This window comes from Streptomonospora wellingtoniae (assembly GCF_031845375.1).
GTDB classification, from domain to species: domain Bacteria; phylum Actinomycetota; class Actinomycetes; order Streptosporangiales; family Streptosporangiaceae; genus Streptomonospora; species Streptomonospora wellingtoniae.
Map to the genome: position 1 here is coordinate 22,550 of NZ_JAVREK010000033.1, position 24,686 is coordinate 47,235.

The window sequence follows — 24,686 nt, forward strand, 5'->3', positions numbered from 1 at the left end:
GCTCCCCTGCCGGACGCGCCGCCTGTTCGTTGTAACTTTTTCTGTTACGATGAAGTCGAGCGGCGAGGGAGGTGGAGGCCGACGTGAGTGCCAACAGCAGGCTGACCGTTGCGGCCCATGCACTGACATGGATCGGGCTGTACCAGCGGCGCGGCCACGAGGTCGCCACCTCCGAGCAGATCGCGGCGAGCGTCAACACCAACCCGGTGGTGATCCGCCGCCTGCTGGCCGAGCTGCGCAAGGCCGGCCTGGCCGAGTCGCAGCGGGGGGCGGGAGCGGGCTGGATGCTCGCGCGGGACCTGGCGGCGATCACCCTGCTCGACGTCTACCGGGCGATCGAGCCGGGACCGGTCTTCGCCCTGCACCGCGCGGCACCGAACCCCGAGTGCGTCGTGGGCCACGGCATCGGGCCGGCGATGACCGCCGTGTACGAGCAGGTGGAGGCCGCCCTGAGCAGGGAGTTGGCCAGGACCACGTTGGAGGACGTGCTACGGGACGTCTTGAAGGCCGCCTGACCCCGCACCGCTGACTTCCCCCGATCGAGGGAGGCCGCGGCCCGCGCCCATCGATGTAACAAGAATAGTTACGATCACGGAATCGGAGAGTCCCATGGGACAGCTGGATAACAGGACCGCCCTCGTCACCGGCGCCAACAGCGGCATCGGCCTGGCGATCGCCCGCCGGTTCGCCGCCGAGGGCGCGACCGTCTACCTGACCGGGCGCCGCAAGGCCGAGCTGGACGCCGCCGCCGCGCAGGTCGGCGCCCGCGGCATCGCCGTCCAGAGCGACGTCTCCGACCTCGGCGACCTCGACCGGCTCTTCGCCGAGATCGCCGACCGCAGCGGCCGCCTGGACATTGTGGTGGCCAACGCCGGAGTGGGGGACTACGGCCCTCTCGGCGCGATCACCGAGCAGGAGTACGATCGCACGACCGCGATCAACCTCAAGGGCACGGTCTTCACGGTCCAGAAGGCGCTGCCGCTGCTGACGGACGGCGCCTCGGTGATGCTCCTGTCCTCCAGCGCGGCCCTGCGGGCCGTTCCTGGCTTGGGTGTCTATTCCGCCACCAAGGCCGCGATCCGCAGCCTCGCCCGCACCTGGGCCGCGGAGCTGGCTGAGCGCGGAATCCGCGTCAACACCCTCACCCCCGGCGATGTTGCGACCCCTGGCGGAGACGAGCTGCGCGCCGCCTTCCCTCAGGGCGACCCTTCGACCGCGGCCGAGCCCGCCCCGCTGACTCCGCTCGGCCGGATCGGCCGTCCGGAGGAGGTCGCCGCCACCGCCCTCCACCTGGCCGGCGACCAGAGCACCTTCACCACCGGCGCGGAACTGGTGGTGGACGGCGGCAGCACACAGCTCTAGGGCCTGATCTCGGGAAGCAGGAGCCAAGCAGGCCCCCTCCCGGCACACCACGGCCGCGCCCGCCCGGAGTTCCGTTGCAGCGCCCGGGTGGCGCGGGCACACCATTGTCCCCCTTCGCTTCCGATAACGCTCACTTATCGGAAGCGAAGGGGGCGAGATGGTTTCGTGTTTCGTTTCGTATTTATGTTTGCCAGATAACGTTATTTACAACGTAATCGAAGAGAGGTTCCCCGCACGCGCGCACCGTGCCCCCGTCAGCCTCGGCAGCACTGCCGGCGAGTATCGTGGGGAGGACACCCGCTTCTCCCAGTACTTCCCTGGCCTCCGGAGTGCTGTGGTCGGCTCATCGCGTGCCGCGCGCTCCGCCGATGACGCTGCCCACTTGGGCTGCCGCCGACCGGCACCTTCGACATAGACCTTCCGGCGGCGCAGCGCGACTACTTGTCCTTCCGCCGGAGCTTCGGGGCCGGGCGCAGGGCCCGGGCCGACAGCAGCGGCACGACCAGGAAACGCCATAATGAGATGGCCGTGGGCGCTCAGCTCGCTGGTCCGGTAGGCCGACAGGCCCCCACACCGCCACCCGCATCGCCACTGCTTCCCCCGCGTTCCGTGTCCTCCCGCGGTTCACGACCGCCACGACCGCAGCAGAGTGCCGTTCCCGCCCACACCGGAGTTGCGAGACCCAGCCGATGGCGTACACGACGACACCCGATGGAACCCGCATCGCCTACCAGTTCCAAGGCAACGGAGCGCCCCTCGTCCTGCTGGCGGGCCAGGCCAGCAACCACCACTGGTGGGACCCGGTCCGCACCGATTTCCACCCCGCCCGCAGCACCCTCACCCTCGACTACCGCGGCACCGGCGACAGCGACAAGCCCGACATGGGCCACAGCACCGAACTGTTCGCCCAGGACGTCATCGCCGTCCTCGACGATCTCGGCATCGACCGGGCCGACGTCTACGGCACGTCTATGGGCGGCCGTGTAGCCCAGCAACTCGCCGCCCGCCACCCGCACCGAGTAAACGCCCTGATCCTCGGCTGCACCTCCCCCGGCGGCCCGCACAGCATCGAACGCGGCAACGACGTCCGCCAGGCTCTGGCCCAGCCTCAGCCCGGAGCCGCGCGCCAAGCCCTGCTGGAGCTCATGTACACGCCCCGCTGGCTCGCCGACCACCCCGGCCCGCACCACACCCTCGGCGACCCCCGCATGCCCGCCCACTCCCGGCGCCACCATCTCGCAGCCAGCAACCGCCACAACGCCTGGGACCTACTGCCCGGCATCAGCGCACCCACCCTGGTCCTCCACGGAGCCGACGACCTGCTCAACCCCACCGCCAATGCTCCACTGCTCGCCGACCGCATCCCCGACGCCCGACTCCACGTTTTCCCCGGCACCCGCCACGCCTACTTCGAGGAGGCCCGCACCCACGCCGGCCCCCTGGTCTTGGACTTCCTCACCGCTACCTCGCACGAGCCATAGGAACGCGGCGGGCCGCCCGCGGCCTGCTCCAGGGCGGTGGTGGCGTGGCCGACGAGGGGCTAGCCGTGACCGAAACAGCTCATCGTCGAAGGTGCCAGCGATGATCGAGGAACTGCTGCGGCACTGCACCAACGCCGAAATCGAGGCGGACTACGTCGACACCCACGGCGCCAGCGTGATCGGGTTCGCCTTCACCGAACTGCTCGGCTTCCGCCTGCTGCCCCGGTTGAAGAACATCGGCCCCATCCGGCTGTACCGACCCGACGACGGCAGCACCTGGGCACATCTTGGATCCGTGGCCCCCCGGCCGATCAAGTGGGACCTCATCGCCCAGCAGTACGACCAGATGGTCAACCACGCCACCGCGCTGCGGCCGGGCACCGCCGAGCCCGAGTCGATCCTGCACCGGTTCAACCCGCGGCCGGGTCCAATATCAACCCCTGCGGACGCTTCCACCTGGATATGAGTACGCGTCTCGACCTACCGATCCCGTCTCGCTGAGGACCGCTCTGTGAATTTGCCGAACGGGGCTGCCGTCGTCCGCGATGAGGAACCGTGACTGGGTTCGCTGAGCCCGTCGTCCAGCACCGCGAGCGTGCGCAGCGTGGCTGCCGTGTCTGTGTTGGTGATTTCTGGGAATCCGGTTCGGAGGCATGGCGGGATCGCTCAAGCTGTGACCGACGGAATCCCGATGGTCTCGTCGAACAGGTCGAACACCGCCCGCCATGCCCGCGCCGCGTGCGCCGGGTGATAACCCACGCCGGGCACGGTGGCATTGACGTGGGTCGTCCCACCGGTGAGAGAGCCGTCCGGATTATTCGGCGCCGCCCAGAAGGCGTGCTCAGCTCCGCCGTAGACGTTCACGCGCCAGTCGACCCCGGCGTCCTGCAACGCACAGGTAAACGCCAGTACCTGGTCAGGGCTGCAGATTGGATCCTCGGACCCTGTACAGAGAAGGAACGGGGCGGTCACGTTAGTCCAATCCTCCGAGCGGGCTTTTGGCAGCCCGGGATGGACTATGGCAACGGCCTGGAACGGCACTCCGGCCCTGGCAAGTTCCAGCACGATGCTGCCACCGGCGCCGTAACCGAGGACGCCGAGTCGATCACGGTCAGCACCGGGCACCGCGAGCAGGACGTCGAGCGCGGCGCGGCCGATGGCCTGCATCCGGTCGGGATCGTCAATCAGCGGCATGACCCGGGCCAGCATTGCTTCCGGGTCTCCGAAAAACGTTCGCCCACCGTGGTAATCCATCGCGAAAGCTAGATAGCCGTGCTCCGCGAGCTGATCGGCGCGGCCGCGTTGGTAACCCTCGAGACCGACCCCGTCGTGCCCGATCAGCACGGCCGGCCAGGGGCCTTCACCGTCCGGACACGCCAGGTGGCCAACCATCGTCAAACCGTCAACGTCGTACCTGACTTCGCGCGTTGTGATCACTTGACCCACACTAGCGAGCACCCGCCGCGCCCGAGTCGGTGTTCACCCTCGGCTGACTTGCCCTGTCTCATCGGAAGCCCGCCACGAGGTTCACCTCGTCGAGATCGGTGCCCGATAGCGGATCCTCGTGCGTACAGGTAGCAATCGGACTCGCGATGGCCTGCGACCGCGACCACGGATGTTCCGGATACCCCGTACGGTGAGAATCCTGATTTTCAGGACAGCTTCAGGAGTACAGGGCCAGGTACGCCTGGCCGGGAGAGCTAATCAGCATTCGGAGGTCGCGGCGAAGCTCGACGATATCCACGCGCGAGAGCATAGCGCCGCTAATCCACAGCAATGGCCTGTTCGCTCCGGCGCAAGCCAACGATTCTTCGGTACGCATGCCGATCCTCAGTGAGACTGCCCGGATCTGCGCCGGTGACACCCGATCGGCCGCGACCGCCACGAGTACGGCTGACCCGCCTCCGCGAGAGCGGTGCCGGCCGCGAGAAGCGCGTCCTCCGCCCCCGGCGTGCGGCGCACCTTCGAAGACATCGGCGGTTTTCCGGCGCGGTCGGGGTTCTGGTCACTGTTGCCCGCACCCGCTTGCGGGCGTAGCGTGCTGCGCGGTGTGCCGGGAAGTCTGGTCGGCGTGTGTATTCGAGTGTCCGCTACGAAAAGGACGTCTTCGTGTCAGTCTCGTCCCCCGGCGCCGTCGCGCGCCTGCGCCGCGCCGTCTTCGCCCGCCACAGCAACCCGTGGAGCGCCTGGTCGCGGTGGGCGACCTCCCCGCTGATCCTGGTACCGGTCTGGACCCGCAGCTGGAAGCCCACCGCGCTGGTGGCCGGGTGGATGGCGCTCAACCCGGTGCTGTTTCCCGAACCGGCCGACGACAGTGCGTGGGCGACACGGGCGATGCTCGGGGAGGAGCGTTGGATCACCGAGCGCCCGCGTGACGCCGCGATGGCGGTGCAGGCCGCGACCTCGGTCGCGAGCATGCTCGCCATCGCCGCCGCCTACCGCCGCCGCCCGGTCGGCGCAGGGGCGGCCACGGCGGCGATGATGGGTCTGACGATGGTCTACTGGGAGCAGATGGCGCGCTACTACGACCGCCACGTCGCCGACGCCCGCGCCGGCGGCGACTGACCGGGGTCGGCGTGGCCAGGCGGGAGGGCCCGCCTGGCCACCCCCTAGCTAGCCCGGGACGGTGCCGGGACTGCGGCGTCCTGCCTGGGAGTGAACCCGCTACCAGGGCACCGGCCCGTCCCCGTTGAAGAACCCGCCGGTCGGTCCGCACCGAGGATGGCCGGGGGCACCACGGCCGCGGCACCCTGGGCGGGGGGCGGTCACTCCGCCCCCCGCCCCCGTCCCGTTGCGGGATCGGCCTCAGCCCAGGCGCGACTCGATGGCCTCGATGATGCGGGGGCGCAGCTCCGCGGCGTCGATGACCGCGTCGACCGAGCCCATCTCGACCGCGCGGCGGATGTTGTGCACGCGGTCGAACTCCGCGGCCACCTCGCCGAGCTTCTCCGCGCGCACCGCCGAGCGCAGCTCGTCCAACTCGGCGGTCAGCGCCGCGCGGTCGGCGCCGGCGGCGGCCGCCGCACGCGCCTCAAGGCCGGTGATCCGCTCGTCGGCCGCGGTGCGGGCGTCGACCTCGCCGGAGAACACCACCGCGGCGGCCGGTGCGCCGCCCAGCACCGAGGCGAAGGAGCCCTCCACCGCGAGCACCGTCATGTCCGGGTTCAGCGCCTTGGAGAACACCACGAACGCGCCGCCGTGGTAGCGCGAGATCACGCAGAACACGATGGGCCCGCGGAAGTTCACGATCGCGCGGCCGATCTCGGCGCCGTACTCCAGCTGCAGCTTGCGCATCGACTCCGGCGAGCCGTCGAAGCCCGACAGGTTGGCCAGCACCACCAGCGGCCGGTTTCCGCTGGCCGCGTTGATCGCCCGCGCCGCCTTCTTCGACGAGCGCGGGAACAGGGTGCCCGCGGTGTAGGTGTCGGGGCCGTCCGTGGGCGGGAACCCGCGCCGCTGCACCGACCGCGACTCGATTCCCAGCAGGCACACCGGCATGCCGCCCAGGTGCGCGTCCTGCACCGCTGCGGTCTCGGCGTCGGCCATGCCCGCCCAGCGCTCCAGCACCGGGTGGTCCTGGTCGGAGACGGCGCGCATCACCGTGCGGATGTCGAAGGGCTTCTTGCGCTCCGGGTTCGCCTCGGCGGAGAAGATCTCGCCGACCGTGGTGAAGTCGCTGCCCTCCATGGCGTGCGGGAAGTCGCAGACGTCGCGGCCGGCGGGGTCGGCGGTGGCGGCGCGCCGCGGCGCCTGCTCGCCGGGGGCGACGTAGGCGTGGTCGTAGTGGCGCATCAGCACGTCGCGCGCGCCGGCGAGGTCCGGCGCCCAGTACTGGGCCTGGCCGTTGGGGCCCATCACCCGGTCGTAGCCGCCGATGCCGAAGTTGTCCTCGGCCGAGACGCCGCCGGAGAAGTCCAGCGACTGCTTGCCGGTCAGCACCATCGCCGAGTCCGGCGTCATGACCAGGATGCCCTTGGTGTGCATGAGCATCGTCGCCTCGGCGTTCCAGTACGGCTGCGCGCCGACGTTGATGCCGGCGACCACGATGTTGATCTCGCCGCCGTCCTGGGTGAACTCCACGATGCGCTTGAGCGCGGCGGCCACCCAGTCCATGTTCTCGGTGCCCGACTCCATGGAGATGCGGGCGCCGGCCGAGAGCGCATACCACTCCAGCGGCACGCCCGTGCGCTCGGCCAGGTCCAGCGCGGCGATCACGCGGCGGCATTCCGGCTCCGACAGCGCGCCCAGCGCCTTGGTCGGGTCGCCCAGCAGCACGACCCGGGTCACGCCGTCGGGGTGGCGGCTGGTGGGTGTGGTGACCACGCCCGCGACGATCGCCGCGGTGTTGCGCCCCTTGGGCCGGTCGACGGGCACCAGCGCGCCGGCGTCGTCGAGGTCGTGCTCGGCGAAGTCGCCGAGCAGGCCGGTCAGCTCGTAGGGGTAGACGGTGTTGCGGCGGCCGGCGCGCAGCACCTTCTGCCGGTAGTCGTCGAGCGGCTCGATCGGCTCGGTCGGCGGCGGCCCCACGGTCAGCTCGGTGCCGCCGGCGGCGTCGAAGGCGATGCGCACGCTGATCTTGGTCGGCTCGCCGGTGTCCTTGTCGCGCTGGCGCGCGATGACCAGGATCTCCTCCAGACCGGCGCCCGCGGTGGTGGGCAGCACGCGGTCGGCCATGGTCTGCAGCTCCGATCGGGTGATCTCGCTGGTCGGCCAGACGTAGATCACGATCCGGTTGGTGCTGAACCGCTTCTTGGCGGGCCGGCGCGACTGGGCGCGGCGGATCGAGTCGAGGCAGGCGGCGACGGCGTCCTCGGCCGTGGGCAGGGAGACCAGGCGCCCGTCCTGCTCGCGCAGCTCGGTCAGGTCGCGGACCTGGGCGAACGCGGCGAGGCGCTCGTCGGAGGGGGTGTCGCGTGCGACGCACTGGAAGAGGTAGACCTCCTCGTCGGAGGAGGGCAGGCGGGTGAGGTCGAAGTTGCTCAGCCGCTCCATCTGCATGCGCTGGGCGATGTAGGGGTGCAGGCCGCGGATGAGCCGGTCCTCGGCCATGCCCTCGTCCGCGGGCCGGAAGGTGAAGTGGTGGTGCATCACCGCGCCGCTGCGCCCGGCGACCGTGGCGGTGAGCCTGCGCACCTGCTCGGGCAGCGGGTGGGCGGCGATGACCTCGGCCAGGGCGGCGGCCATGGCCTCGGAGTCGGCGGGCTGGTTCTCCCAGGCGAGGTAGACGTCGGCGTCGAGGGAGCCGGCGTCCGCGGCCGCCTGCGCGAGCCCGCGCAGCGCGCCGCCCAGCTCCTCGAAGGACACCGCCGCGGAGGCGACGGCGGACTCGGCGCGCTGGGCGACGACGAACGTGCACTCGGCGGTGCGGCTGGTGTGCACCTGCGAGAGGCCCTTGTTGCCGTAGTAGCGGCGGGTCAGCACCTCCAGCATGACCGTGTTGTCCCGGTCGTTGCGCAGCAGCCGCCGGCCGAGCAGCCGCACCAGCGGCTCGGTGCTGCGCACCATCTCGGCGATGCGCTCCTCGCGGTCGGGGGCGTCGGGGTGGGCGTCCAGGTGGCGCAGGTGCTTGCGGACGCCGGCGTAGACGCGGGCGCGGTTGCGGCGCAGCAGCGGCTGGCCGAACCAGGCGAAGACCACGCCCCGCGCGAGGTCGGCGACGGCGGGGAAGCGGACCTGGGTGGCCGCGACCAGCCGCTCCAGCGCCAGCCCGGCGGGCTCGCGCAGCGCCTCGTCGGGCGGGGGCTCCTGCAGCCAGGTGCGCAGCAGCGCCGCGACGGCCGCGGCGTCGGCCGAGGCGCGCTGCTGGGCGAGGAAGATGCGGAACACCGCGGCTTCCAGGCGCGGGGTGCGCTCCAGGTCGGCGACGCCGTAGTGGCTCAGCGCCGTGGCCAGCTTGGCCTGGAACGACTCGGGCAGACCGGCCCGCTCGACGTCGAGGCTCTGCAGGTAGGTGTGGAAGTACTCGCGGGGGCTGTGCACGCGGGTGTCGCCGCCGCCGTCCTCGCCTGCGGTGCGGTTGCGGCTCAGCTCGGCGAGGTCGGCGAAGACCTCGACCAGCCCCAGCTCCCCGCCCAGGACCCGGTGGCCCTCGGCGGCGGCCGCGCGCCGCGCGGCGAGGTAGCCGTCGAGGACCCGCGCCTCGTCGTGCGGGTCGACGTCGAAGCCCAGCAGCAGGCTGCGCAGGTCCTCGCGGCCGCGCTCAAGGCGCTGCGCGGACGGGACGCCTTCGGCGGCCTCGGGCAGGTCCAGCTCGGCCGACGCCACGGCCGCGGTGTCCTCGGTCTCGCCGCCGAGCGGCTCCAGCCGCAGCAGGGCCGCGCCGGTCTCGACCTGGCTGCCGACGGAGACGACGCATTCCTTCAGCCGCGCCTTGAACGGCGCCCGCAGCACCGTCTCCATCTTCATGCTCTCCAGCACGAGCACGGGCGCGCCCGCCTCGACCTCGGCGCCGGCCTCCAGCGGGGTGGCGACCACCAGCGCGGGGGCGGGCGAGCGCACGACACCGCCCTCGTCGCGGCTGACGCGGTGGGTGACGCCGTCGACCTCGACCAGGTGGGTGGGTCCGTGGGTGCCGGTGAGCAGCCGGTAGCGGGCGCCGTTGACGACGATGTGTCCGGTGTGGCTGTCGAAGCGGTCGAGTTCGACGTCGGCGGTGCGCGCCTCGCCGCCGTTCTCGATGCCGACGCGGAACCGGTGGGCGCCCACCCGCGCCACGCGCACGCGGTAGCTTGCGCCGCGCAGTTTGAGATCGAGCGGGCGCCCGCTCTCGTGGCGCACCTGAGGGCGCCCGCCGAAGGCGGTGGAGAGCAGGCGCTGGCGTTCGACGCGCTCCTCCTCCTCGTAGGCCTCGATGGCGGCGGCGGCCAGCGCGACGGCGGAGTGGCGGTGCGAGACGAGCCCGCCCTCGCTGCGGACGCGGTCGATCCAGCCGGTGTCGGCGGTGGCGCCGATCACCTCGGGGCGGTCGAGCAGGTCCAGTACGAAGCTCTTGTTGGTGGCGCCGCCCTCGATGACCACGGTGGTCTCGGCCATGGCGCGGCGCAGCCGGCCCAGCGCCTCGTCGCGGTCGCGGCCGTAGGCGATGACCTTGGCGATCATCGAGTCGAAGTCGGTGGGGATGGTGTCGCCCTCGCTGACTCCGGTGTCCACGCGGATCCCGGGGCCGGCGGGCAGGTCCAGGCGGGCGATGCGGCCCGGGCAGGGCGCGAAGTCGCGGTCGGGGTCCTCGGCGTTGAGCCGGGCCTCGATGGCGTGGCCGCGCTCGGCGGGCGGGTCGCCGTCGAGGCTGCCGCCCGAGGCGACGTGCAGCTGGGCCTTGACCAGGTCGAAGCCGGTGGTGGACTCGGTGATGGGATGCTCGACCTGCAGGCGCGTGTTGACCTCCAGGAACGCGAAGATGCCGTCACCGGGGTGGTAGAGGAACTCGACGGTGGCCGCGCCGCGGTAGCCCACGGCCACGGCGAGGCGCTCGGCCGAGGCCTTGAGTTCGTCGGCCTGGTCGGCGGTGAGCACGGGCGAGGCGGACTCCTCGATGACCTTCTGGTTGCGGCGCTGCACCGAGCAGTCGCGCACGCCCAGGGCCCAGGCGCTTCCCTGGCCGTCGGCGATCACCTGCACCTCGACGTGGCGTGCGCCGGTGACCAGGCGCTCCAGGAACACGACGCCGCTGCCGAAGGCGCGCGCGGCCTCCTGGATGGTGCGCTCGTAGGCGTCGGCGAGCTCGGTCTCCCCGGTGATCACGCGGATGCCGCGCCCGCCGCCGCCGGCGGCCGCCTTGAGCATCAGCGGGTAGCCGATGCGGGCGGCGGCGGCGAGGGCGTCGTCGAGGCTCTCGACCGCGCCGCGGCTCCAGGGGGCGACGGGGACGCCGACCTCTTCGGCGATGAGCTTCGCGCCGATCTTGTCGCCGAGCTTGCGCATCGCCTCGGCGCTGGGCCCGATGAAGGTGACGCCGACCTTCTCGCACAGCTCGGCGAAGGCCGGGTCCTCGGCGACGAAGCCCCAGCCCACCCATGCGGCGTCGGCGCCGGTCTCGACCAGCGCGCGCTCCAGCACGGCCTGGTCGAGGTAGGGGCGTGCCGCGGCGGGGCCGATCTCGTAGGTCAGGTCGGCCTCGCGGACGAAGGCCGCCGTGCGGTCGACGTCGGTGTGCAGCGCCACGGTCTCGATCCGGGCGCCCGTCTCGGCGGCCAGGTCCCGGACGGCGTGGATGAGCCGCATGGCGGCCTCACCGCGGTTGACGATGGCGACACGACTGAACACCGGGAGAGCCCTTCCCTAGAACGACAGATGAGCGAAACGACGACGCGCGAAGCGTGAGGCACGGCGGCCGCAATCCTCAACCCTGCCTTCTACCGGCCGGTAGTGCCATGTCGCAGCCAACGGAGGCGTCCCGCCCGGTGTTGTGGGAATCGTGCAAAAACCGCCGAGCGCAAAGCGGGTAGACGTGGGCGAGTTCACATCCGGGCCCCGGGGCCGCCCGGGGCGCCGCCGGCGGTGTCGGGCCGGGGTGCGGGTGTGCGTGGCGCCCGGGGCGGGTCAGGGGCGCCGGTGGACGCTGACGGCGTAGCCGCCGCCGGTGTAGGCGTCGCCGTCCCAGGTCGAGTGCCGGCTGACCGGTTCAAGGCCGGCGTCGGCGCACCAGGCGTCGTAGCGGGCCGACGTCACCGTGGCCTCGTCCAGGGGCAGGTGGTCGGCGTCGAGGCCGAAGCCGGCCACGAGCAGCCCGCCGGGCCGCAGGAGGGACGCCAGTGCGGACACCACAGCGGGCTCGGTGCCGGGCGCCAGCAGCGGGACGACGTTTCCCGCCGCCAGCGCCATGTCGAACCCGGGCTCCAGTCCCAGCTCGGCGACGTCCACCAGGTCGGCTTCGCGCCAGGTCATCGCCGGCGCGCGGCGGCGCGCTTGGGCCAGCATGGACGCGTCGGCGTCCACGCCCGTGCAGCAGTGGCCCAGCTCGGCCAGCCGGATCGCGACCCGGCCGGTGCCGCAGCCGGCGTCCAGCACGCGAGAGCCCGGCCCCAGCCGTTCGGCGCAGAAGTGCGCCTCGCCGTGCACGTCGGCCCCGGAGTCGGCCAGCGCCGCGAACCGCGCGGCGTAGCGCTCGCCCGCCTCGCCCCCGGTGAGATCACTCCACCGGTTCCCTCCTCCGTCCACCACCGCACCGCCTTCCTGCCGGACCGTCCCGCCCCGACGGTATCGGGCGCCGGTCGGGACACCCTCCGCGCCCGGCGCTAGCGGGTCAGCATCACCAGGTTGCCGTCCGGGTCGCCGATCCAGGCGATGCGCTCGCCCCACGGAGTCTCGGCCGGTTCGGCGACCGCCTCGAACCCGTCGGCGCCGGCACGGGCGAACGCATCGTCGACGTCGTCGACGTAGACGCACAGTTCGATCCGGTGCCCGGTCGCGGGACGCTGCCGACGTCCGTGCCAGGGCTGGGCGGAGACCGGGCCGAGCCCGATCTCGGATCCGCCCACTGCCAGGGCCACGAACTGGGGCGGGCCCTCCTCGGGGAACCGGTAGGTTTCCACGCCGCCGAGCAGGTCGCGGTAGAACGCCAGCGACCGCGCGAGGTCGCCGCAGGACAGCATCGGGAAGAGCTTGGTCGCCACGCCCCTGAGTCTGGCACTCGCCGGGAGGCGGGGGCGAGGCCGCCGCGGCGGTGCGCGGGATCGTGCTCCGCTGCCTGAGGGGGTCCTCTGAGCGTCCGCGCCGACTGACGACTCGACTCGCTACCTGCGCGTCGAGCCGCTTTCCGCGGCTCGATGATCACCCCTTCCTCGCCGGAGGATTCGCTGGTCCCAGAGGCGGCGGAGTCCTGTCCCAGTCCTATCTCCGGGAGTACACCTAGATCCGGGGCGCCCCTTTGATTTCAGTGCGCCGGTGCAGCGCAACGATTCCAGCGGGGCGATGACGCTCGCCGACCCATAAGCGTCGCCGCGCTCCCCCGGATTCGCCATTGCAATCGTGGTCTCCTCCCGAGTCCGGAATAGGCCATCGTCACTAGGAATATTGCCCTGGATGCCAAGCGGGTTGAAGATCGGTGGAAGCGTCTCTTCGACCCGAGGATCCTTGTGCCTGACGATGACAAGTTCACTCGTGACCACGGACCGGGATGGACCGGCGCGACAAGGGCCCTGGTCCGGGACAGACCTCGCAACGAGCTTTCCTTCGGGGACGGCGACTCGGACCCTTCCGGTGGACCTGGAGCGCCCCGGCTCAGCAATCATCCGGATACGGACGCGGCCATCAAGCGTGCACTCGAGGGGACGGTCAAGGGTCTTGGCAGCCCCGACCTGAACGCGGCCGCCGACAATCTCCGCACGATCGCCCAAGGGCTAAGTGCTGGAACTCTCGACCCGGACGAGTTGTGCTCCGGCCCAAGCGCATCCGGAGCTGAGGCGCTGGCGGGTCAGGCCGTCCGGACGTTGGCCGCGACCCGGAATGCGGAGGACCTCATGGCCATGTCCTCCGACGAATTGACGGAGGATCTCGCAATCGAGTTCCTCCGCGGGGTTGGCCGCCGGTACGGGATCGACCGTGTGGCGCCGTTCGACTTATCGGACTCGATACTCGACTCTTTCGACGCTCTAGACCTCTTGAGCGGATTCGACATGTTTCTGCTGGGTCCGCTGGTGCGCGGCCTTGTTGGCGACCTACTCGGCTGACCCATGTTTCCCCTCGCCCGGAGGCCGCGATGGTCCACACTCCCTTCCGTTTCGAGTACTGGCACGGCGATTCCGGCCCTTGGCCCCTGTGCTGGGGGCTGGACGCGCGCAACCGACCGAACAGGGAGGTGCGCGCCCTCCTCGAATCCGAAAGCCCCGCAGCGGACCTGTGGGAGATCGCCGCGTCGTCTTATGCCGTCGACCATGCCGTGCCGCGCCCGCGAGTCGACAAATGGCGCGAGAAGGAACCCGAATGGTGCAGGCGCCTGGCGCTTGACCTGCCTGTACGCCGCCTCGATTTCTGGCGCGAACACGGTTGGCTCATCGAAAGGCTTCTGTCCTGGATGACTGGGGATGAATGGAGCTTCGCGTTCCATGCCGCCGATTGGATACCGACGTACTACCAGCAGCCCCTCATCTCCACTGCGGAGATGGCGACCGTCCTCTTCTCCGGTGGGCTGGACTCGGCAGCGGGATTGGCAGTCGAGCTAGAGCAGCGCTCCCATGCGGCGCTGCGCCTAGTCACCGTCGTCACGAACACGCGGCAGCAGGGGCACTGCAAGGAACTCGCCCGCGAGCTGGCCAAGCATGCCCGGCGAAACGGATGCGATCTCGATACCGCTGCGTTTCACCTGAACATGACGCGGAGGCGTCCCCGTGAGACCTCGGCACGCACCCGCGGCTTTGTGTTCCTGAGTGCTGCTATCGCCACTGCGGTCGCTTACACGAGTCCGCTCATCCGGGTCTATGAGAACGGCACCGGTGCCATGAACCTCGCGTGTTCGTGGGGACAGGTGGGAACGCAGTCGGCGCGCCCTGTGCATCCGAGGACGCTTGATCTGATGGAGCGGATCGCCGGAGCTGTGGCCGACCATCCCGTCCGGATTGAGAATCCCTACTCCCATACCACGAAGGCCGAACTACTGGCGCAGGTGCCCTCCGACTACGACGCCGTCCTCGACGCGACCGTCTCCTGCGACACGGGATTCTCTCGGCGCGCCGCCACGCGCCACTGCGGAGTGTGTACTTCGTGCCTGCTCCGGGTGCAGAGCATCCTCGCCAGCGACAAGGACCTAGGACTCCCCGAACCCGGGAACGGCTCCGCGAGCAAGCGCACCCATCCCCGAGCCATGCTGTGGCAGGTTGACCGGCTCCGGCACGCTTTCCGCGACGGCCCGTCGTGGGCGAACCTGGCCCGGGAGTTCCCCGACATCGTTTGCGTTCCGGGCTCTTTCGATCCGGCGACGCAGCGGAAGCTCCTCGGTCTGTTCTCCCGCTATGCACAGGAGTGGCGAAACGATGAGCTGTCCGCCGCGCTCGGGGGCCTCCTCGACGAAACTTGACACTCGGCCAGGCGCCGCACCGCCGAGGCCATGGCAACAGTGGAGCCGGACGTGATGAGCGCGCGGTCGGAACTCCGGTAAGCGCCTCCTCCGTCCTTGCGATGGACGGCATTGGTAGGCGGCGGGCGGGTCCTGGCCGGTGAGCAGCCGCAGGAGGCGTTCGCGGCAGCCCTGGCCGAGTAGCGCGTGCCGGTGCGGGTGCTCGGCCCGCACCGGCATCCGCCGCAAGCGCCGCGCGCAGGTCGCCCACCACGGCCCTACCGCGCGCCGGTGCCGACCGCGTTGAGCAGGTCGCGGTAGGCGTCGAGCATCATGCCCCGGCCCTTGATGTCGGCGGTTGCGTCGGCGCCGAGGACTCCCAGGTCGGGGCGGTAGGAAGCGCCGGCGTCCGGTCCCAGCGGCAGCGCGATCCCTCCAGGGCGGGGCGTGTGGGCGCTGGGCCGTCCGCCTCCGATCATGGCGCGGATGTTGGCGGCGGTGGTGTCGGCGTGGGCGTGGGCGTTGGCCGCCGTGGGGCTGTCGTCGACGGCTGCGGCGTCGCCGACGGCGAACACGCGCTCCTGGCCGACCAGGCGCAGGTCGGGGGTGACCGCCAGGCGCCCGCCGGGTCCGCGCGCCGCCGCCAGGTCCTCGGCCAGGTAGTCCGTGTTGACGGTCGCGCCGTAGCAGCGGAACCAGATGTCGGCGGAGATCTGGGCGCCGTCGCGGGTGGCGGCGGTGAACGGGGCGCGGGTGCCGGGCTCGGTTGCGGGTTCGGCGGCCAGGGAGCTGTCGAGCAGGAGCTCGATCCCCAGCGCGTCGAGCTGGCGGCGCACCTCCGTGCGGAACTCGGCGGTGAAGGCGCCGGAGAGGATTTCGGGCCCGGGTTCGACGACGATGACGGCGGTCTGCGGCCAGGCGGCCTTGATCTCGCCCGCCAGTTCGAGTCCGACCGCGCCGGCGCCCAGCAGCAGCACGCGGTCGGAGGCCGTCAGCTCCCGGTGGGCGGCGCGCAGGCGGTCCTTGGCGCGGGTGCTCTCGTGCTCGGCGAGCTTGGCGGGGAAGGGGTAGCCCGAGCCCGTCGCCAGCACGGTGTAGTCGGCGGCGATCCGCTCGCCGGAGGCGAGGGTGGTGCCGCGGTGGTCGACGCGCGAGGCGCGGTCGTGCACCACGCGCCCGCGCGGCAGCAGACCTTCGTAGGGCAGGAAGATCCGGTCGATCCAGGCGGGGTCGGCCAGGCTGCGCAGTGAGGCGACGCTGTGCACGAAGGCGTCGCGCGGTTCGACGAGGACCACGTCGGCGACGTCGTCGAGCTGCGCGGCGACGCTGATGCCGGCGTATCCGCCGCCGACGACGGCCACGGTCGGGGACATGGGCTCTCCCGGAGAAGTAGTTGGTGAAGCGAACTGTTCGTACTGCGAATCAAAATAGTTCGCGGAACGAACTTCCGTCAACTAGTCTTGGGGCATGGCAGAGGCCACACGATCCGAACCCGGAGGCGTCGAGGCACTGGTGCGGCTGGCACACGTCGTCGACCGCGTGTTCACCGACGTCGCCCGCCGCCACGAGCTCACGCCCCAGCAGGCCCGCCTGCTGTGCCTGCTGGTCGACGGGCCCGTGGGCATGGGCGACCTCGGCCGGCGGCTGAACCTGGAGAAGTCGAGCCTCACCGGCCTGATCGACCGCGTCGAGCGCCGCGGACTCGCGGCCCGCAACCGCGACGGCCACGACCGCCGCGCCTGCCGGATCGGCCTGACCGAGGAGGGCGTGCGATTGGCGCACGAAACGCACGGCGGTGTGACCGACCGCCTGGAGCACCTCGCCGCCGAGCTCGACCCCGCCCAGCGCGACGGACTGCGATCGGCGGTCGACCGCCTCCTGGCGGAGTCGGAGGCCGCCGAACCGTCCTGAGCGAACCCCCGCCGATCTTGTAGCCATCGCAAACGGAAATCGCTTTCCATCACGATGGCTACAAGATCGGCGGCGACGAACGGGCGGCGGCGCCTATCGCGGCGCCCGGGGCACGGCGCCCCCCTGCACCAAGGACTCGCCCAGGGCGGTCCGCGAGTAGAGGACGGAGCGGCCGGAGCGGCGGCGGGCGACCAGGTTCGCCTCGCGCAGGACCTTGAGGTGCCCCCCGACTGAACCCAGCCCCTGCCCCGTACGCGCGACCAGGTGCGTGGTGCTCGCCGGGGCGTCCAGGCTCCGCAGCACCTCGGCGCGGGCCGGGCCGAGCAGCGCCGCCAGAGCGTCGGGACGCGGCGCGCGGCCGTTCTCTGCGAGCGGGCCCGATGCGGGGTAGACGACGCCGTAGCGGTCGGGGGCCCGCCAGCACACCCAGGTCCGGGAGAAGGTGACGGGGGTGAAGACGAGGGCGCAGGAGCGCAGTTCACGGCGTGCGGGGTCGTCGGTGCGGATACGCAGCCGCCCGCGGCCCATCCAGCTCATCCCCGGGCGCATGCCCTCCAACGCGGCGCGCCATCCGCCGCGCACCATCGCCGAGGTTCGGGCCACGGCGTCGGCCTCGATGAGGTGGCGGCGCCGTTGCCAGTCGGGGCGCAACGCGCCGTGCCAGATGCGTTCCAACAGGTCGGCGGTCCGCCCGGCAAGGTCGTCGCCGTCCAGCAGCGAGGGCAGCGGCCCGCCGTTGGCTTCGCGCAGATCGGCGCGGACCGCCTCGGGCGAGGCCGCGCGCAGGGCCTCCATCTCCTCGCCGAACCGGACGGGCCCGGTAGTCCGGGCCTCGGGGACCGGGGTGAGGAACGTGGCGTTCCAGTCGGGAGCCAGGGCCGCGTCGAGCAGGGCGCGGGTGCGGGCATCATGGGCCAGTTCGCGGGAGAACGGGGGGCGGTGACGGGCCAGCCAGGCGCGCTCTGCCGGGTGGGCGGTGCGCCCCCAGTACAGGGTCTGCAGCGCCGCCACCGTTTCCGCAAGAGGGGAGACCGCGAAGCGCGCTCCGGCGATCGTGTCCGCGTCGAGCCGCCACCACCCCATGTCCTGGTTTCGCCTCCCGGCGAAACTGTAGTCCACGGCCGGGACCGCGCGCAGACTCCCCGGCATGCCCACCTATCGCCGCCTGTTCGCGCTCGCCGAGTTCCGCGCACTGCTGCTGGTGCACGCTCTGCACACCGCCGGCCAGACCGTGAGCGCGCTGGGGTTGGGGGTGCTGGTATTCCAGTCGACCGAGGCCCCGTTGGCCGCCTCGCTCGCCCTGACCGGCCCCTCCCTCGCACAGGCGGCGGGCGCGGTCCTGCTGCTCTCGGCCGCCGACCGGTTGCCCCCGCGCGCCGCGCTGAGCGGGCTGGGGCTGCTCCTGGCCGCGGCCAGCGCCGTGCCGGCGGCCCCCGGCGCTCCGCTCGCGGCAATCCTGCTGCTGCTGGTGGCGGCCGGAATGGCCGGGGCGGTGGGCGGCGGGATCCGCTACGGCCTCCTGACCGAGCTCATACCCGCCGAGGGCTTCGTCCTGGGGAGGTCGGTGCTGGCGATGTCCTCGGGGCTGGTGCAGACGGGCGGGTTCGCCCTGGCAGGCGTCCTCGCAGCGGCCGGAACGGGCCGCATGGCCCTCGGCGCCGGGGCGGCGCTGTATGCGGCGAGCAGTGTGGCGGCGAGGGTAGGGCTGGTGCGGCGCGCACCCCGGAGCACAGGCCGCCCGTCGGCGGCGACGACGTTGCGCCTCAACGCCCGGCTGTGGGCCTCAGCGCCCCGCCGCCGCGTCCTTCTCGCCCTCTGGCTGCCCGGCGGGGCGATCGTCGGCGCCGAGTCCCTGTTCGTGGCCTACGATCCCGGCCATGCCGGTCTGCTGTTCGCCTGCGGGGCGGCGGGCATGCTCGCCGCCGATGCGGCCGCCGGGCGCCTGCTGCCGGCCGACTTGCGGCCGCGGCTGATCGTGCCGCTGCTCCTACTGCTCGCTGGGCCCTACCTGGTCTTCGCCCTCCACCCGCCGGTGGCCGTAGCGGCGGTCGCGGTCTCCGTCGGCGCTTTCGGCTACGCCTCGGGGCTGCTGCTCCAGGAGCGTCTGCTGGCGCTGACCCCGCCGGCGCTGGCCGGGCACGCCCTGGGACTGCACGCGGCGGGGTTGCTCGCCTTCCAGGGAGCCGGCGGGCTGGCGGCCGGTGCGCTGGCACAGGTCTCGGCCCCGGAGACGGGAATCGCCGGAGCGGCCGCGACGGCCCTGGTCGCGGTTCTGCTGCTCGGCAAGGGCCTCTCCGCGGGCCCTGCCAGCGGCGACGGGCGTGGAGGAGAAGCCCCTCAGGGCCTCTGAGCGGGAGGATCGCCGGAGCCCTCTCCGCCGTCGTCGTCCTCTGCGGCGCGGGGGCGGGCGCGCAGGTGGGCGCGCTCGCCCTGGCGGCCGAAGAGGCTGAGGATCTCCGCCGGACCGGTGTCCGCGGCGCCGAACCAGTGCGGCACACGGGTGTCGAACTCGGCGGCCTCGCCGGGCGAGAGCACCAGGTCGTGCTCGCCCAGCACGACCCGCAGCCGCCCGTTGAGCACGTACATCCACTCGTAGCCCTCGTGGGTCTGCGGATCGGGTGTGGAGGGCTTCGCGCCGCCGGGGATGATCAGTTTGTAGGCCTGGATGCCGCCGGAGCGGCGCGTCAGCGGCAGCATCGTCATGCCGGAGCGGGTCACAGGCCGCATGTGGATGCGGGGGTCGCCGGTGGGCGGGGCGTCGACGAGTTCGTCGAGGGTGACCCCGTGCGCCTTGGCCAGCGGCAGCAGCAGCTCCAGGGTGGGCCGCCGGGCCCCCGACTCCAGCCGCGACAGGGTGCTCACCGATATGCCGGTGGCCGCCGCCAGCTCGGCCAGCGTGGTCTCGCGCCGGCGCCGCAGTGCGCGCAGGCGGGGGCCGACCGCCTCCATCGTCTGGTCCACGTCCTCGCTCACACGACCCAGTTTGCCATATCGGCAAACATGTTTGCCGCGCGTGCGGATGCGGGCGCATGCTCGTCGTAGGAGGTGATCCGCATGGGAGACCGACTGGAGGACGGCTACGACGTGGTGGTCGTCGGGGGCGGCGCGGCGGGCCTGAACGGGGCGCTGATGCTGGCGCGGTCGCGCCGGACGGTGGCCGTGATCGACGCCGGCGCACCCCGCAACGCCCCGGCCGAGGGCGTGCACGGGCTGCTTGCCCGCGACGGGATGGCGCCGGGCGAACTGCTGGAGCGCGGGCGCGCCGAGGTGCGCCACTACGGCGGGCACGCGGTCGAGGGCGAGGTCGTCGGCGCCCGGCGTGACGGGGACGGGGACGGCTTCACCGTGGGCCTCGCCGACGGCCGCGCGGTGCGGGCGCGCCGGATCCTGGTGGCCGCAGGGCTCATCGACGAGCTTCCCGACATCCCGGGCCTGGCCGAGCGCTGGGGCCGCGACGTCGTGCACTGCCCCTACTGCCACGGCTGGGAGGTGCGCGACCGCGCCATCGGCGTCCTGGCCACCGGGCCCATGCCCATGGCCGTGCACCAGGCGCACCTGTTCCGCCAACTGAGCGCCAGCGTGGTGCTGCTGACCGACGGACGGCCCGCGCCCTCCGGCGAGCAGGCCGAGGAGCTGGCGGCGCGGGGAATCCGCGTGGTCGAGGGCGAGGTCGCGGCCGTCGAGGCCGCCGACGACCGCATCGCGGGACTGCGGCTGGCCGACGGAACCATGGTGGCCCGCGAGGCGGTCGCGGTGGCACCGCGCATGCGGGCGCGCGCCGGGTTCCTCGCGGGGCTGGGCCTGCACCCGGTCGAGCACCCCATGGGCGTCGGCGAGCACATCCCGGCCGAGCCCGACGGCCGCACCGAGGTGGAGGGCGTCTGGGTGGCGGGCAACACCACCGACCTCTCCGCCCAGGTCGGCGCGGCCGCGGCCGCCGGTGCGGCGGCGGGGGCCCGCATCAACGCCGACCTGATCGCCGAGGACACCCGCGCGGCGCTGGCCGCCTACCGGGCTCCGTTCCCGGCCGGGGGCGAGGCGCCGCCGAGCGGCCGGGCGCCCCTTTGGCCCGCGTGAGGACGACCAGTTCGGGCAAGAGGGTGCTCCGCATGCAACAAACCGAGGTCTCCGCCTCAGAGGAATCCGGTGCCAATCGGAGGGCCGAACCGGGACCTCGGGGGATCCCCAGTGGCCGTTCCCGGCCGTTGTGGCGATTCGACCTTTCCGTTCCGTTCCTTGCTCACGCTGTGCTACCTATGGGGCGCGGGGGCAGCCGGGCTGCCCCCGCCGACGCGAGAACGCGCGGGAACTCCGCACATAGGGCGTGGGTGGCGAATGGACGTCTTCTCTGTTCACAAAGAACTGATCAAGGACTACAGCGAGTACACGAGTTCGCTGGTGAAAGTCCGCGATCAGCGAATCGCCGACTACCTCAAGCAGGAAGAGGACAACAAGGTCCGCTGGCCCGACCCATGGCTCTCCCTCAATCCCGGGTTCGAGTCGGGCGGAACCGTCGGCGAACTCGCCGCCGAAGGCGTGCTGCGCCCCGAGTGCGAGCGCTTCTTCCGCGACAAGAAGCACGCGGAGGACCCCGGCGAGCGGTCGCTGACGCTGCACCGCCACCAGCGCGAGGCGCTGGAGGCCGCCAACACCCGCGACAGCTATGTGCTGACCACCGGCACCGGCTCCGGCAAGAGCCTGGCCTACATCCTGCCGATCGTCGACCGGGTGCTGCGCCACCCCCGCCCGGGACAGATCAAGGCGATCGTCGTCTACCCCATGAACGCCCTGGCCAACAGCCAGCACCACGAGCTGACCAAGTACCTCACCTGGGGCCTGTCCCGCAGCGGGCAGAAGGTGCGCTTCGCGAGCTACACCGGCCAGGAGGACCAGGAGCAGCGCGACCAGGTGTTCAAGCGCCCGCCCGACATCCTGCTGACCAACTACGTGATGCTGGAGTACCTGCTCACCCGCCCCCACGAGCGCGGCCAGCTGCGCGGCGCCGCCCAAGGGCTGAGCTTCCTCGTCCTGGACGAACTGCACACCTACCGCGGCCGCCAGGGCGCCGACGTCGCCCTGCTCGTGCGCCGGCTGCGCGACGCCTGCAACGCACCGGAGCTGCAGTTCATCGGTACCTCGGCCACCATGGCCTCCAGCCGCACCTTCGCCGAGGCCCAACGCAGCGTGGCCGGTGTCGCCTCCCGGCTCTTCGGCACCCACGTCAAGCCCGAACGGGTCATCGGCGAGACCCTGCGCCGCAACACCGACACATCCTTCCCCTCGACCGCCGAGCTGCGCGGGGCGGTGGATGCCGCATTGGCGCCGACCACCACCGCGCACGGCTATTCCGAACTGGCGTCCGACCCGCTGGCCTGCTGGATCGAGTCCACCTTCGGCCTGGCGGAAGAACCCGCCGAGCACCCCGGAGCACCGCCGCGCCTGGTGCGCAGCCCTCCGACCACGCTGCCCGAAGCCTCCCGCGCCCTGGCCGAGGCCACGGGTGCCCAGGGTGAGGAAGGGCGAAAGCGCTGCGAGGCGGCGATCCAGGAGATGCTCCAACAAGGCCCGCCGACCCGATCGAGGCCGGGCGCCTGCCCGACTCCTGGTGGTCGGTCGGCGACGAGGGAAAGCAGGACCGAAAGGGTAATCCTACCTTCTTTTCAGGGGTAACCAATCAGCTCAGCCTTAATGGGTGGGATCGCGAGTGGCTACTCGGATGGCGGGATATCTGCCGCACGACAGACGAGCGAACTATGATATGTGCTGCGTTCCCTCGAACGGCGACGCCTGATGGAACTTTACTCATGCTACCCAACCACGAGGCGCCAGCTGGATTGGATGCAAACCTTTCTAGTTTCGTCTTAGATTATGTGGCGCGTCAGAAGTCGGGAGGCACGCATCTCAAATTTTTCACGGCGTATCAACTTCCCGTAATCCCTCCGGGTGGGTTGGATCAGGAATGCCCGTTCAATAGCAGGATGGTGCTGTCGGATTGGGTGGCGATTCGCGTTATCGAGCTCACCTACAACGCTTGGGACATGAAGCCTTTCGCCGTCGACCTAGGCGACTCAGGTAAACCCTATGTATGGGATGTGGACCGACGCTTCATGATTCGCTGTGAATTGGACGCAGCATTCTTCCACCTTTACGGGACCGAGCGGTGGGAGGTGGCGCACATCATGGATACGTTCCCGGTCGTTAAGGAGAGGGATCTCAAGGCGCACGGCTCCTACCGCACCAAGGAAACGATCCTGGAAATCTACGACGCGATGGCGAAGGCCACCGAGACCGGCGAGCCCTACAAGACCGTCTTGAACCCGCCACCTGGTGAAGGCCCGCGCCACCCCGCGCGCGACTGATCCTGCCCCGGACATGCAACGGCCGCACCGCCGACCGATCGGCGGTGCGGCCGTCGTGCGTCAGCCCTCGAACTCGTCTCGGTCGACGCCGGCGAGGAAGGCCCGCCACTCAGCGACCGGGAACGCGAGGGCTGCGGCGTCGGGCTGCTTGGAGTCGCGCACAGCGGTGGCATCGGGGAGGTCGGCGACTTCAACGCAGTTGTTGTTAACCCCGCTGTAGCTGCTCTTCCGCCACGTTCTCTGCTCAGGCACTGTCTCACTCTTCTAGGGTTTTGATGATGTCGGTTATGAACTCGAGGGACTGCGCTGGACTCAACGACGAGCCCTGCGCCCCACCAAAGATCGAGTTGAGTTCAGCGACTTCGTCCGCTTCCTCTGCGTACACACTAGATGTCGGAGTCTCGACATACCCAATGCTGGTTTCCAGGGGGTTGGGGAAGTCCATGATGACGAAGCTGCCGACCGTCGCGGGGTGAGCCCCCGCTGAGTACGGCAGTACGTAGATGTTGACGTTGTGCCGCGCCGCCATGTGGGTGAGATGACGCAGCTGCACTCTCATCACATCGCGCGAGCCGATAGTTCGCCGTAGTGCAGCCTCATCGAGGATCACCCAGCAGGTCGGGGGATCGACACGGTTCAGGATCTCCTGGCGTTTGAGGCGAGCGGCCACCCTCTCTTGGATCTCCTCGTCGCTGCGCACCAGGTTGGCGCGGAAGATCGCCTCAGCGTACTCGGCGGTCTGGAGAAGTCCGGGGACTACCTGGCACTCGTAGGCCCTGATTACCGATGCTTCGGTCTCGAAGTCCGGCAGGGCCTCGACGAGCACGTTCCTGTACCGCGACCACCAGCCGCGCTGCTTGGCCATTCGAGCACATTCATGGAGCTCGGCACGGACGTCGGGACTCTTCTCGTCGTAGAAGTCCAGCAGGGCGTCCAACTCGTCGGGCTGGACCGTCTTCTTCATCCCCGTCTCGATCCGGGAGACCTTCGTCTGCTGCCAGCCGAGGTCGCTTGCCACCTGCCCAGTCGTCTTGCCGGTCGCTTCCCGGTAGCTACGCAACCTGGCGCTGAGGCGCCGGCGCCTGATGCTCGGGCTGTGGGGCTGCTGCATGCCTGGCATCCTAGCGATCCTCCGTCGAGTTTTGCATTATCTAAATATATCCTTGACGTTCTTAGGTTACCTAGATCACCATGGACGCCAAGCAGTCAAGTCCAAGGTTGGCAGCTTAGGGATAGCTATGTCGGAGGTTCCCCCATGCCCACAACGATCACCCACAGACACCAACCACCCACCCAAAGCAACACTTCCCGCCCCCACCACCTCAGCCGCCTCGCCACCGCCATCCGCGCCTACGGCGGCACCGCCGTCGTCGCCCTCTCCCACACCGCCCACCCGGTCCTCTACGTCCGCCACCAGGACCGCACCATCCCCGTCGTCCTGGTCCAGGACATCCGCGGCGGCTGGTCCTTCGTGTGGGGCCGCACCGGCTGGGCCGACTCGTCGCAGACCGAAGCGCTCGCCGCCTACCTCGCCGGCGCAGGCGCCCCGGCCCCCCGCCCCCCCCCCCCCCCCCCCCCCCCCCC

22 protein-coding genes are annotated in these 24,686 nt (G+C 71.1%); 13 read left to right on the forward strand and 9 right to left on the reverse strand.

Annotation, left to right across the window (positions count from 1 at the left end; genetic code table 11):
- Nucleotides 1-83: 83 nt before the first annotated feature.
- The 4 genes from RM446_RS22905 to RM446_RS22920 all read left to right on the forward strand — a co-directional run bounded on the left by RM446_RS22905 (nucleotide 84) and on the right by RM446_RS22920 (nucleotide 3,309).
- Entirely contained in the window at nucleotides 84-515 is a 432-nt protein-coding gene (locus tag RM446_RS22905; protein ID WP_311547494.1) for an Rrf2 family transcriptional regulator, read from the forward strand.
- A gap of 94 nt (nucleotides 516-609) precedes the next feature.
- Nucleotides 610-1,362 carry an SDR family NAD(P)-dependent oxidoreductase gene (locus RM446_RS22910; protein ID WP_311547495.1) on the forward strand — a complete coding sequence of 251 codons (753 nt, stop codon included), beginning with the start codon at nucleotides 610-612 and terminating at the stop codon, nucleotides 1,360-1,362.
- Nucleotides 1,363-2,051: 689 nt separating this feature from the next.
- Entirely contained in the window at nucleotides 2,052-2,843 is a 792-nt protein-coding gene (locus RM446_RS22915) for an alpha/beta fold hydrolase (protein ID WP_311547496.1), read from the forward strand.
- 91 nt (nucleotides 2,844-2,934) lie between these two features.
- Nucleotides 2,935-3,309 carry a Tn3 family transposase gene (locus RM446_RS22920; protein ID WP_311547497.1) on the forward strand — a complete coding sequence of 125 codons (375 nt, stop codon included), beginning with the start codon at nucleotides 2,935-2,937 and terminating at the stop codon, nucleotides 3,307-3,309.
- 200 nt (nucleotides 3,310-3,509) lie between these two features.
- Here RM446_RS22920 and RM446_RS22925 read toward each other — a convergent pair whose 3' ends face one another.
- On the reverse strand, nucleotides 3,510-4,280 hold the full coding sequence (locus RM446_RS22925; RefSeq protein ID WP_311547498.1) for a dienelactone hydrolase family protein: 771 nt from the start codon (nucleotides 4,278-4,280) through the stop codon (nucleotides 3,510-3,512).
- Nucleotides 4,281-4,952: 672 nt separating this feature from the next.
- Here RM446_RS22925 and RM446_RS22930 point away from each other — a divergent pair.
- Nucleotides 4,953-5,408, forward strand: coding sequence for a DUF6653 family protein (locus tag RM446_RS22930; protein WP_311547499.1), 456 nt, complete (start codon nucleotides 4,953-4,955; stop codon nucleotides 5,406-5,408).
- 240 nt (nucleotides 5,409-5,648) lie between these two features.
- Here the strand turns inward: RM446_RS22930 and RM446_RS22935 are convergent, their stop codons facing one another.
- The 3 genes from RM446_RS22935 to RM446_RS22945 form a co-directional block, all read right to left on the reverse strand.
- On the reverse strand, nucleotides 5,649-11,105 hold the full coding sequence (locus RM446_RS22935; RefSeq protein WP_311547500.1) for an ATP-binding protein: 5,457 nt from the start codon (nucleotides 11,103-11,105) through the stop codon (nucleotides 5,649-5,651).
- A 276-nt stretch (nucleotides 11,106-11,381) separates the two neighbouring features.
- On the reverse strand, nucleotides 11,382-12,002 hold the full coding sequence (locus tag RM446_RS22940) for a class I SAM-dependent methyltransferase (RefSeq protein ID WP_311547501.1): 621 nt from the start codon (nucleotides 12,000-12,002) through the stop codon (nucleotides 11,382-11,384).
- Nucleotides 12,003-12,076: 74 nt separating this feature from the next.
- Nucleotides 12,077-12,454 carry a VOC family protein gene (locus RM446_RS22945; protein ID WP_311547502.1) on the reverse strand — a complete coding sequence of 126 codons (378 nt, stop codon included), beginning with the start codon at nucleotides 12,452-12,454 and terminating at the stop codon, nucleotides 12,077-12,079.
- Between the two features lie 462 nt (nucleotides 12,455-12,916).
- Here RM446_RS22945 and RM446_RS22950 point away from each other — a divergent pair, with 462 nt between their 5' ends.
- Nucleotides 12,917-13,510: a hypothetical protein gene (locus RM446_RS22950; protein WP_311547503.1), complete on the forward strand. Its 594-nt coding sequence runs from the start codon at nucleotides 12,917-12,919 to the stop codon at nucleotides 13,508-13,510.
- Between the two features lie 29 nt (nucleotides 13,511-13,539).
- On the forward strand, nucleotides 13,540-14,853 hold the full coding sequence (locus tag RM446_RS22955) for a 7-cyano-7-deazaguanine synthase (RefSeq protein WP_311547504.1): 1,314 nt from the start codon (nucleotides 13,540-13,542) through the stop codon (nucleotides 14,851-14,853).
- 257 nt (nucleotides 14,854-15,110) lie between these two features.
- Here the strand turns inward: RM446_RS22955 and RM446_RS22960 are convergent, their stop codons facing one another.
- Nucleotides 15,111-16,205, reverse strand: coding sequence for an NAD(P)/FAD-dependent oxidoreductase (locus tag RM446_RS22960; protein WP_311547506.1), 1,095 nt, complete (start codon nucleotides 16,203-16,205; stop codon nucleotides 15,111-15,113).
- Between the two features lie 94 nt (nucleotides 16,206-16,299).
- On the opposite strand from RM446_RS22960, the gene RM446_RS22965 reads away from it, so the two are divergent.
- On the forward strand, nucleotides 16,300-16,743 hold the full coding sequence (locus RM446_RS22965; protein ID WP_311547507.1) for a MarR family winged helix-turn-helix transcriptional regulator: 444 nt from the start codon (nucleotides 16,300-16,302) through the stop codon (nucleotides 16,741-16,743).
- A gap of 93 nt (nucleotides 16,744-16,836) precedes the next feature.
- On the opposite strand, the gene RM446_RS22970 is transcribed toward RM446_RS22965, so the two are convergent.
- A complete protein-coding gene (locus RM446_RS22970) occupies nucleotides 16,837-17,892 on the reverse strand; it encodes an ArsR/SmtB family transcription factor (RefSeq protein ID WP_311547508.1) in 1,056 nt (351 codons plus the stop codon).
- On the opposite strand from RM446_RS22970, the gene RM446_RS22975 reads away from it, so the two are divergent.
- Nucleotides 17,891-19,093 carry an MFS transporter gene (locus tag RM446_RS22975; RefSeq protein ID WP_311547509.1) on the forward strand — a complete coding sequence of 401 codons (1,203 nt, stop codon included), beginning with the start codon at nucleotides 17,891-17,893 and terminating at the stop codon, nucleotides 19,091-19,093. The two genes, RM446_RS22970 and RM446_RS22975, sit on opposite strands and share 2 nt — an antisense overlap.
- Here RM446_RS22975 and RM446_RS22980 read toward each other — a convergent pair.
- Nucleotides 19,081-19,716: a helix-turn-helix domain-containing protein gene (locus tag RM446_RS22980; RefSeq protein ID WP_311547510.1), complete on the reverse strand. Its 636-nt coding sequence runs from the start codon at nucleotides 19,714-19,716 to the stop codon at nucleotides 19,081-19,083. The genes RM446_RS22975 and RM446_RS22980 overlap by 13 nt on opposite strands.
- Before the next feature lie 81 nt (nucleotides 19,717-19,797).
- On the opposite strand from RM446_RS22980, the gene RM446_RS22985 reads away from it, so the two are divergent.
- The 3 genes from RM446_RS22985 (at nucleotide 19,798) to RM446_RS22995 (ending at nucleotide 23,102) form a co-directional block, all read left to right on the forward strand.
- Nucleotides 19,798-20,820, forward strand: coding sequence for an NAD(P)/FAD-dependent oxidoreductase (locus RM446_RS22985; protein ID WP_311547511.1), 1,023 nt, complete (start codon nucleotides 19,798-19,800; stop codon nucleotides 20,818-20,820).
- Between the two features lie 258 nt (nucleotides 20,821-21,078).
- Nucleotides 21,079-22,413: a DEAD/DEAH box helicase gene (locus RM446_RS22990; protein ID WP_311547512.1), complete on the forward strand. Its 1,335-nt coding sequence runs from the start codon at nucleotides 21,079-21,081 to the stop codon at nucleotides 22,411-22,413.
- 308 nt (nucleotides 22,414-22,721) lie between these two features.
- On the forward strand, nucleotides 22,722-23,102 hold the full coding sequence (locus RM446_RS22995; RefSeq protein ID WP_311547513.1) for a hypothetical protein: 381 nt from the start codon (nucleotides 22,722-22,724) through the stop codon (nucleotides 23,100-23,102).
- A 60-nt stretch (nucleotides 23,103-23,162) separates the two neighbouring features.
- Here RM446_RS22995 and RM446_RS23000 read toward each other — a convergent pair whose 3' ends face one another.
- Entirely contained in the window at nucleotides 23,163-23,354 is a 192-nt protein-coding gene (locus RM446_RS23000; RefSeq protein WP_311547515.1) for a DUF397 domain-containing protein, read from the reverse strand.
- A 4-nt stretch (nucleotides 23,355-23,358) separates the two neighbouring features.
- Entirely contained in the window at nucleotides 23,359-24,213 is an 855-nt protein-coding gene (locus tag RM446_RS23005) for a helix-turn-helix domain-containing protein (protein ID WP_311547516.1), read from the reverse strand.
- A 144-nt stretch (nucleotides 24,214-24,357) separates the two neighbouring features.
- Between RM446_RS23005 and RM446_RS23010 the strand changes: the two genes are divergently transcribed.
- A partial coding sequence (locus tag RM446_RS23010; protein WP_311547517.1) for a hypothetical protein occupies nucleotides 24,358-24,686 on the forward strand: 329 nt, incomplete at its 3' end.

Coding starts and splice junctions, on each gene's coding strand:
- RM446_RS22910 (WP_311547495.1), top strand. CDS start 610: ATGGGACAGCTGGATAACAGGACCGCCCTCGTCACCGGCGCCAACAGC.
- RM446_RS22915 (WP_311547496.1), top strand. CDS start 2,052: ATGGCGTACACGACGACACCCGATGGAACCCGCATCGCCTACCAGTTC.
- RM446_RS22955 (WP_311547504.1), top strand. CDS start 13,540: ATGGTCCACACTCCCTTCCGTTTCGAGTACTGGCACGGCGATTCCGGC.
- RM446_RS22960 (WP_311547506.1), bottom strand. CDS start 16,205: ATGTCCCCGACCGTGGCCGTCGTCGGCGGCGGATACGCCGGCATCAGC.
- RM446_RS22965 (WP_311547507.1), top strand. CDS start 16,300: ATGGCAGAGGCCACACGATCCGAACCCGGAGGCGTCGAGGCACTGGTG.
- RM446_RS22975 (WP_311547509.1), top strand. CDS start 17,891: ATGCCCACCTATCGCCGCCTGTTCGCGCTCGCCGAGTTCCGCGCACTG.
- RM446_RS22970 (WP_311547508.1), bottom strand. CDS start 17,892: ATGCCGGGGAGTCTGCGCGCGGTCCCGGCCGTGGACTACAGTTTCGCC.
- RM446_RS22985 (WP_311547511.1), top strand. CDS start 19,798: ATGGGAGACCGACTGGAGGACGGCTACGACGTGGTGGTCGTCGGGGGC.
- RM446_RS22990 (WP_311547512.1), top strand. CDS start 21,079: ATGGACGTCTTCTCTGTTCACAAAGAACTGATCAAGGACTACAGCGAG.
- RM446_RS22995 (WP_311547513.1), top strand. CDS start 22,722: ATGGTGCTGTCGGATTGGGTGGCGATTCGCGTTATCGAGCTCACCTAC.
- RM446_RS23005 (WP_311547516.1), bottom strand. CDS start 24,213: ATGCAGCAGCCCCACAGCCCGAGCATCAGGCGCCGGCGCCTCAGCGCC.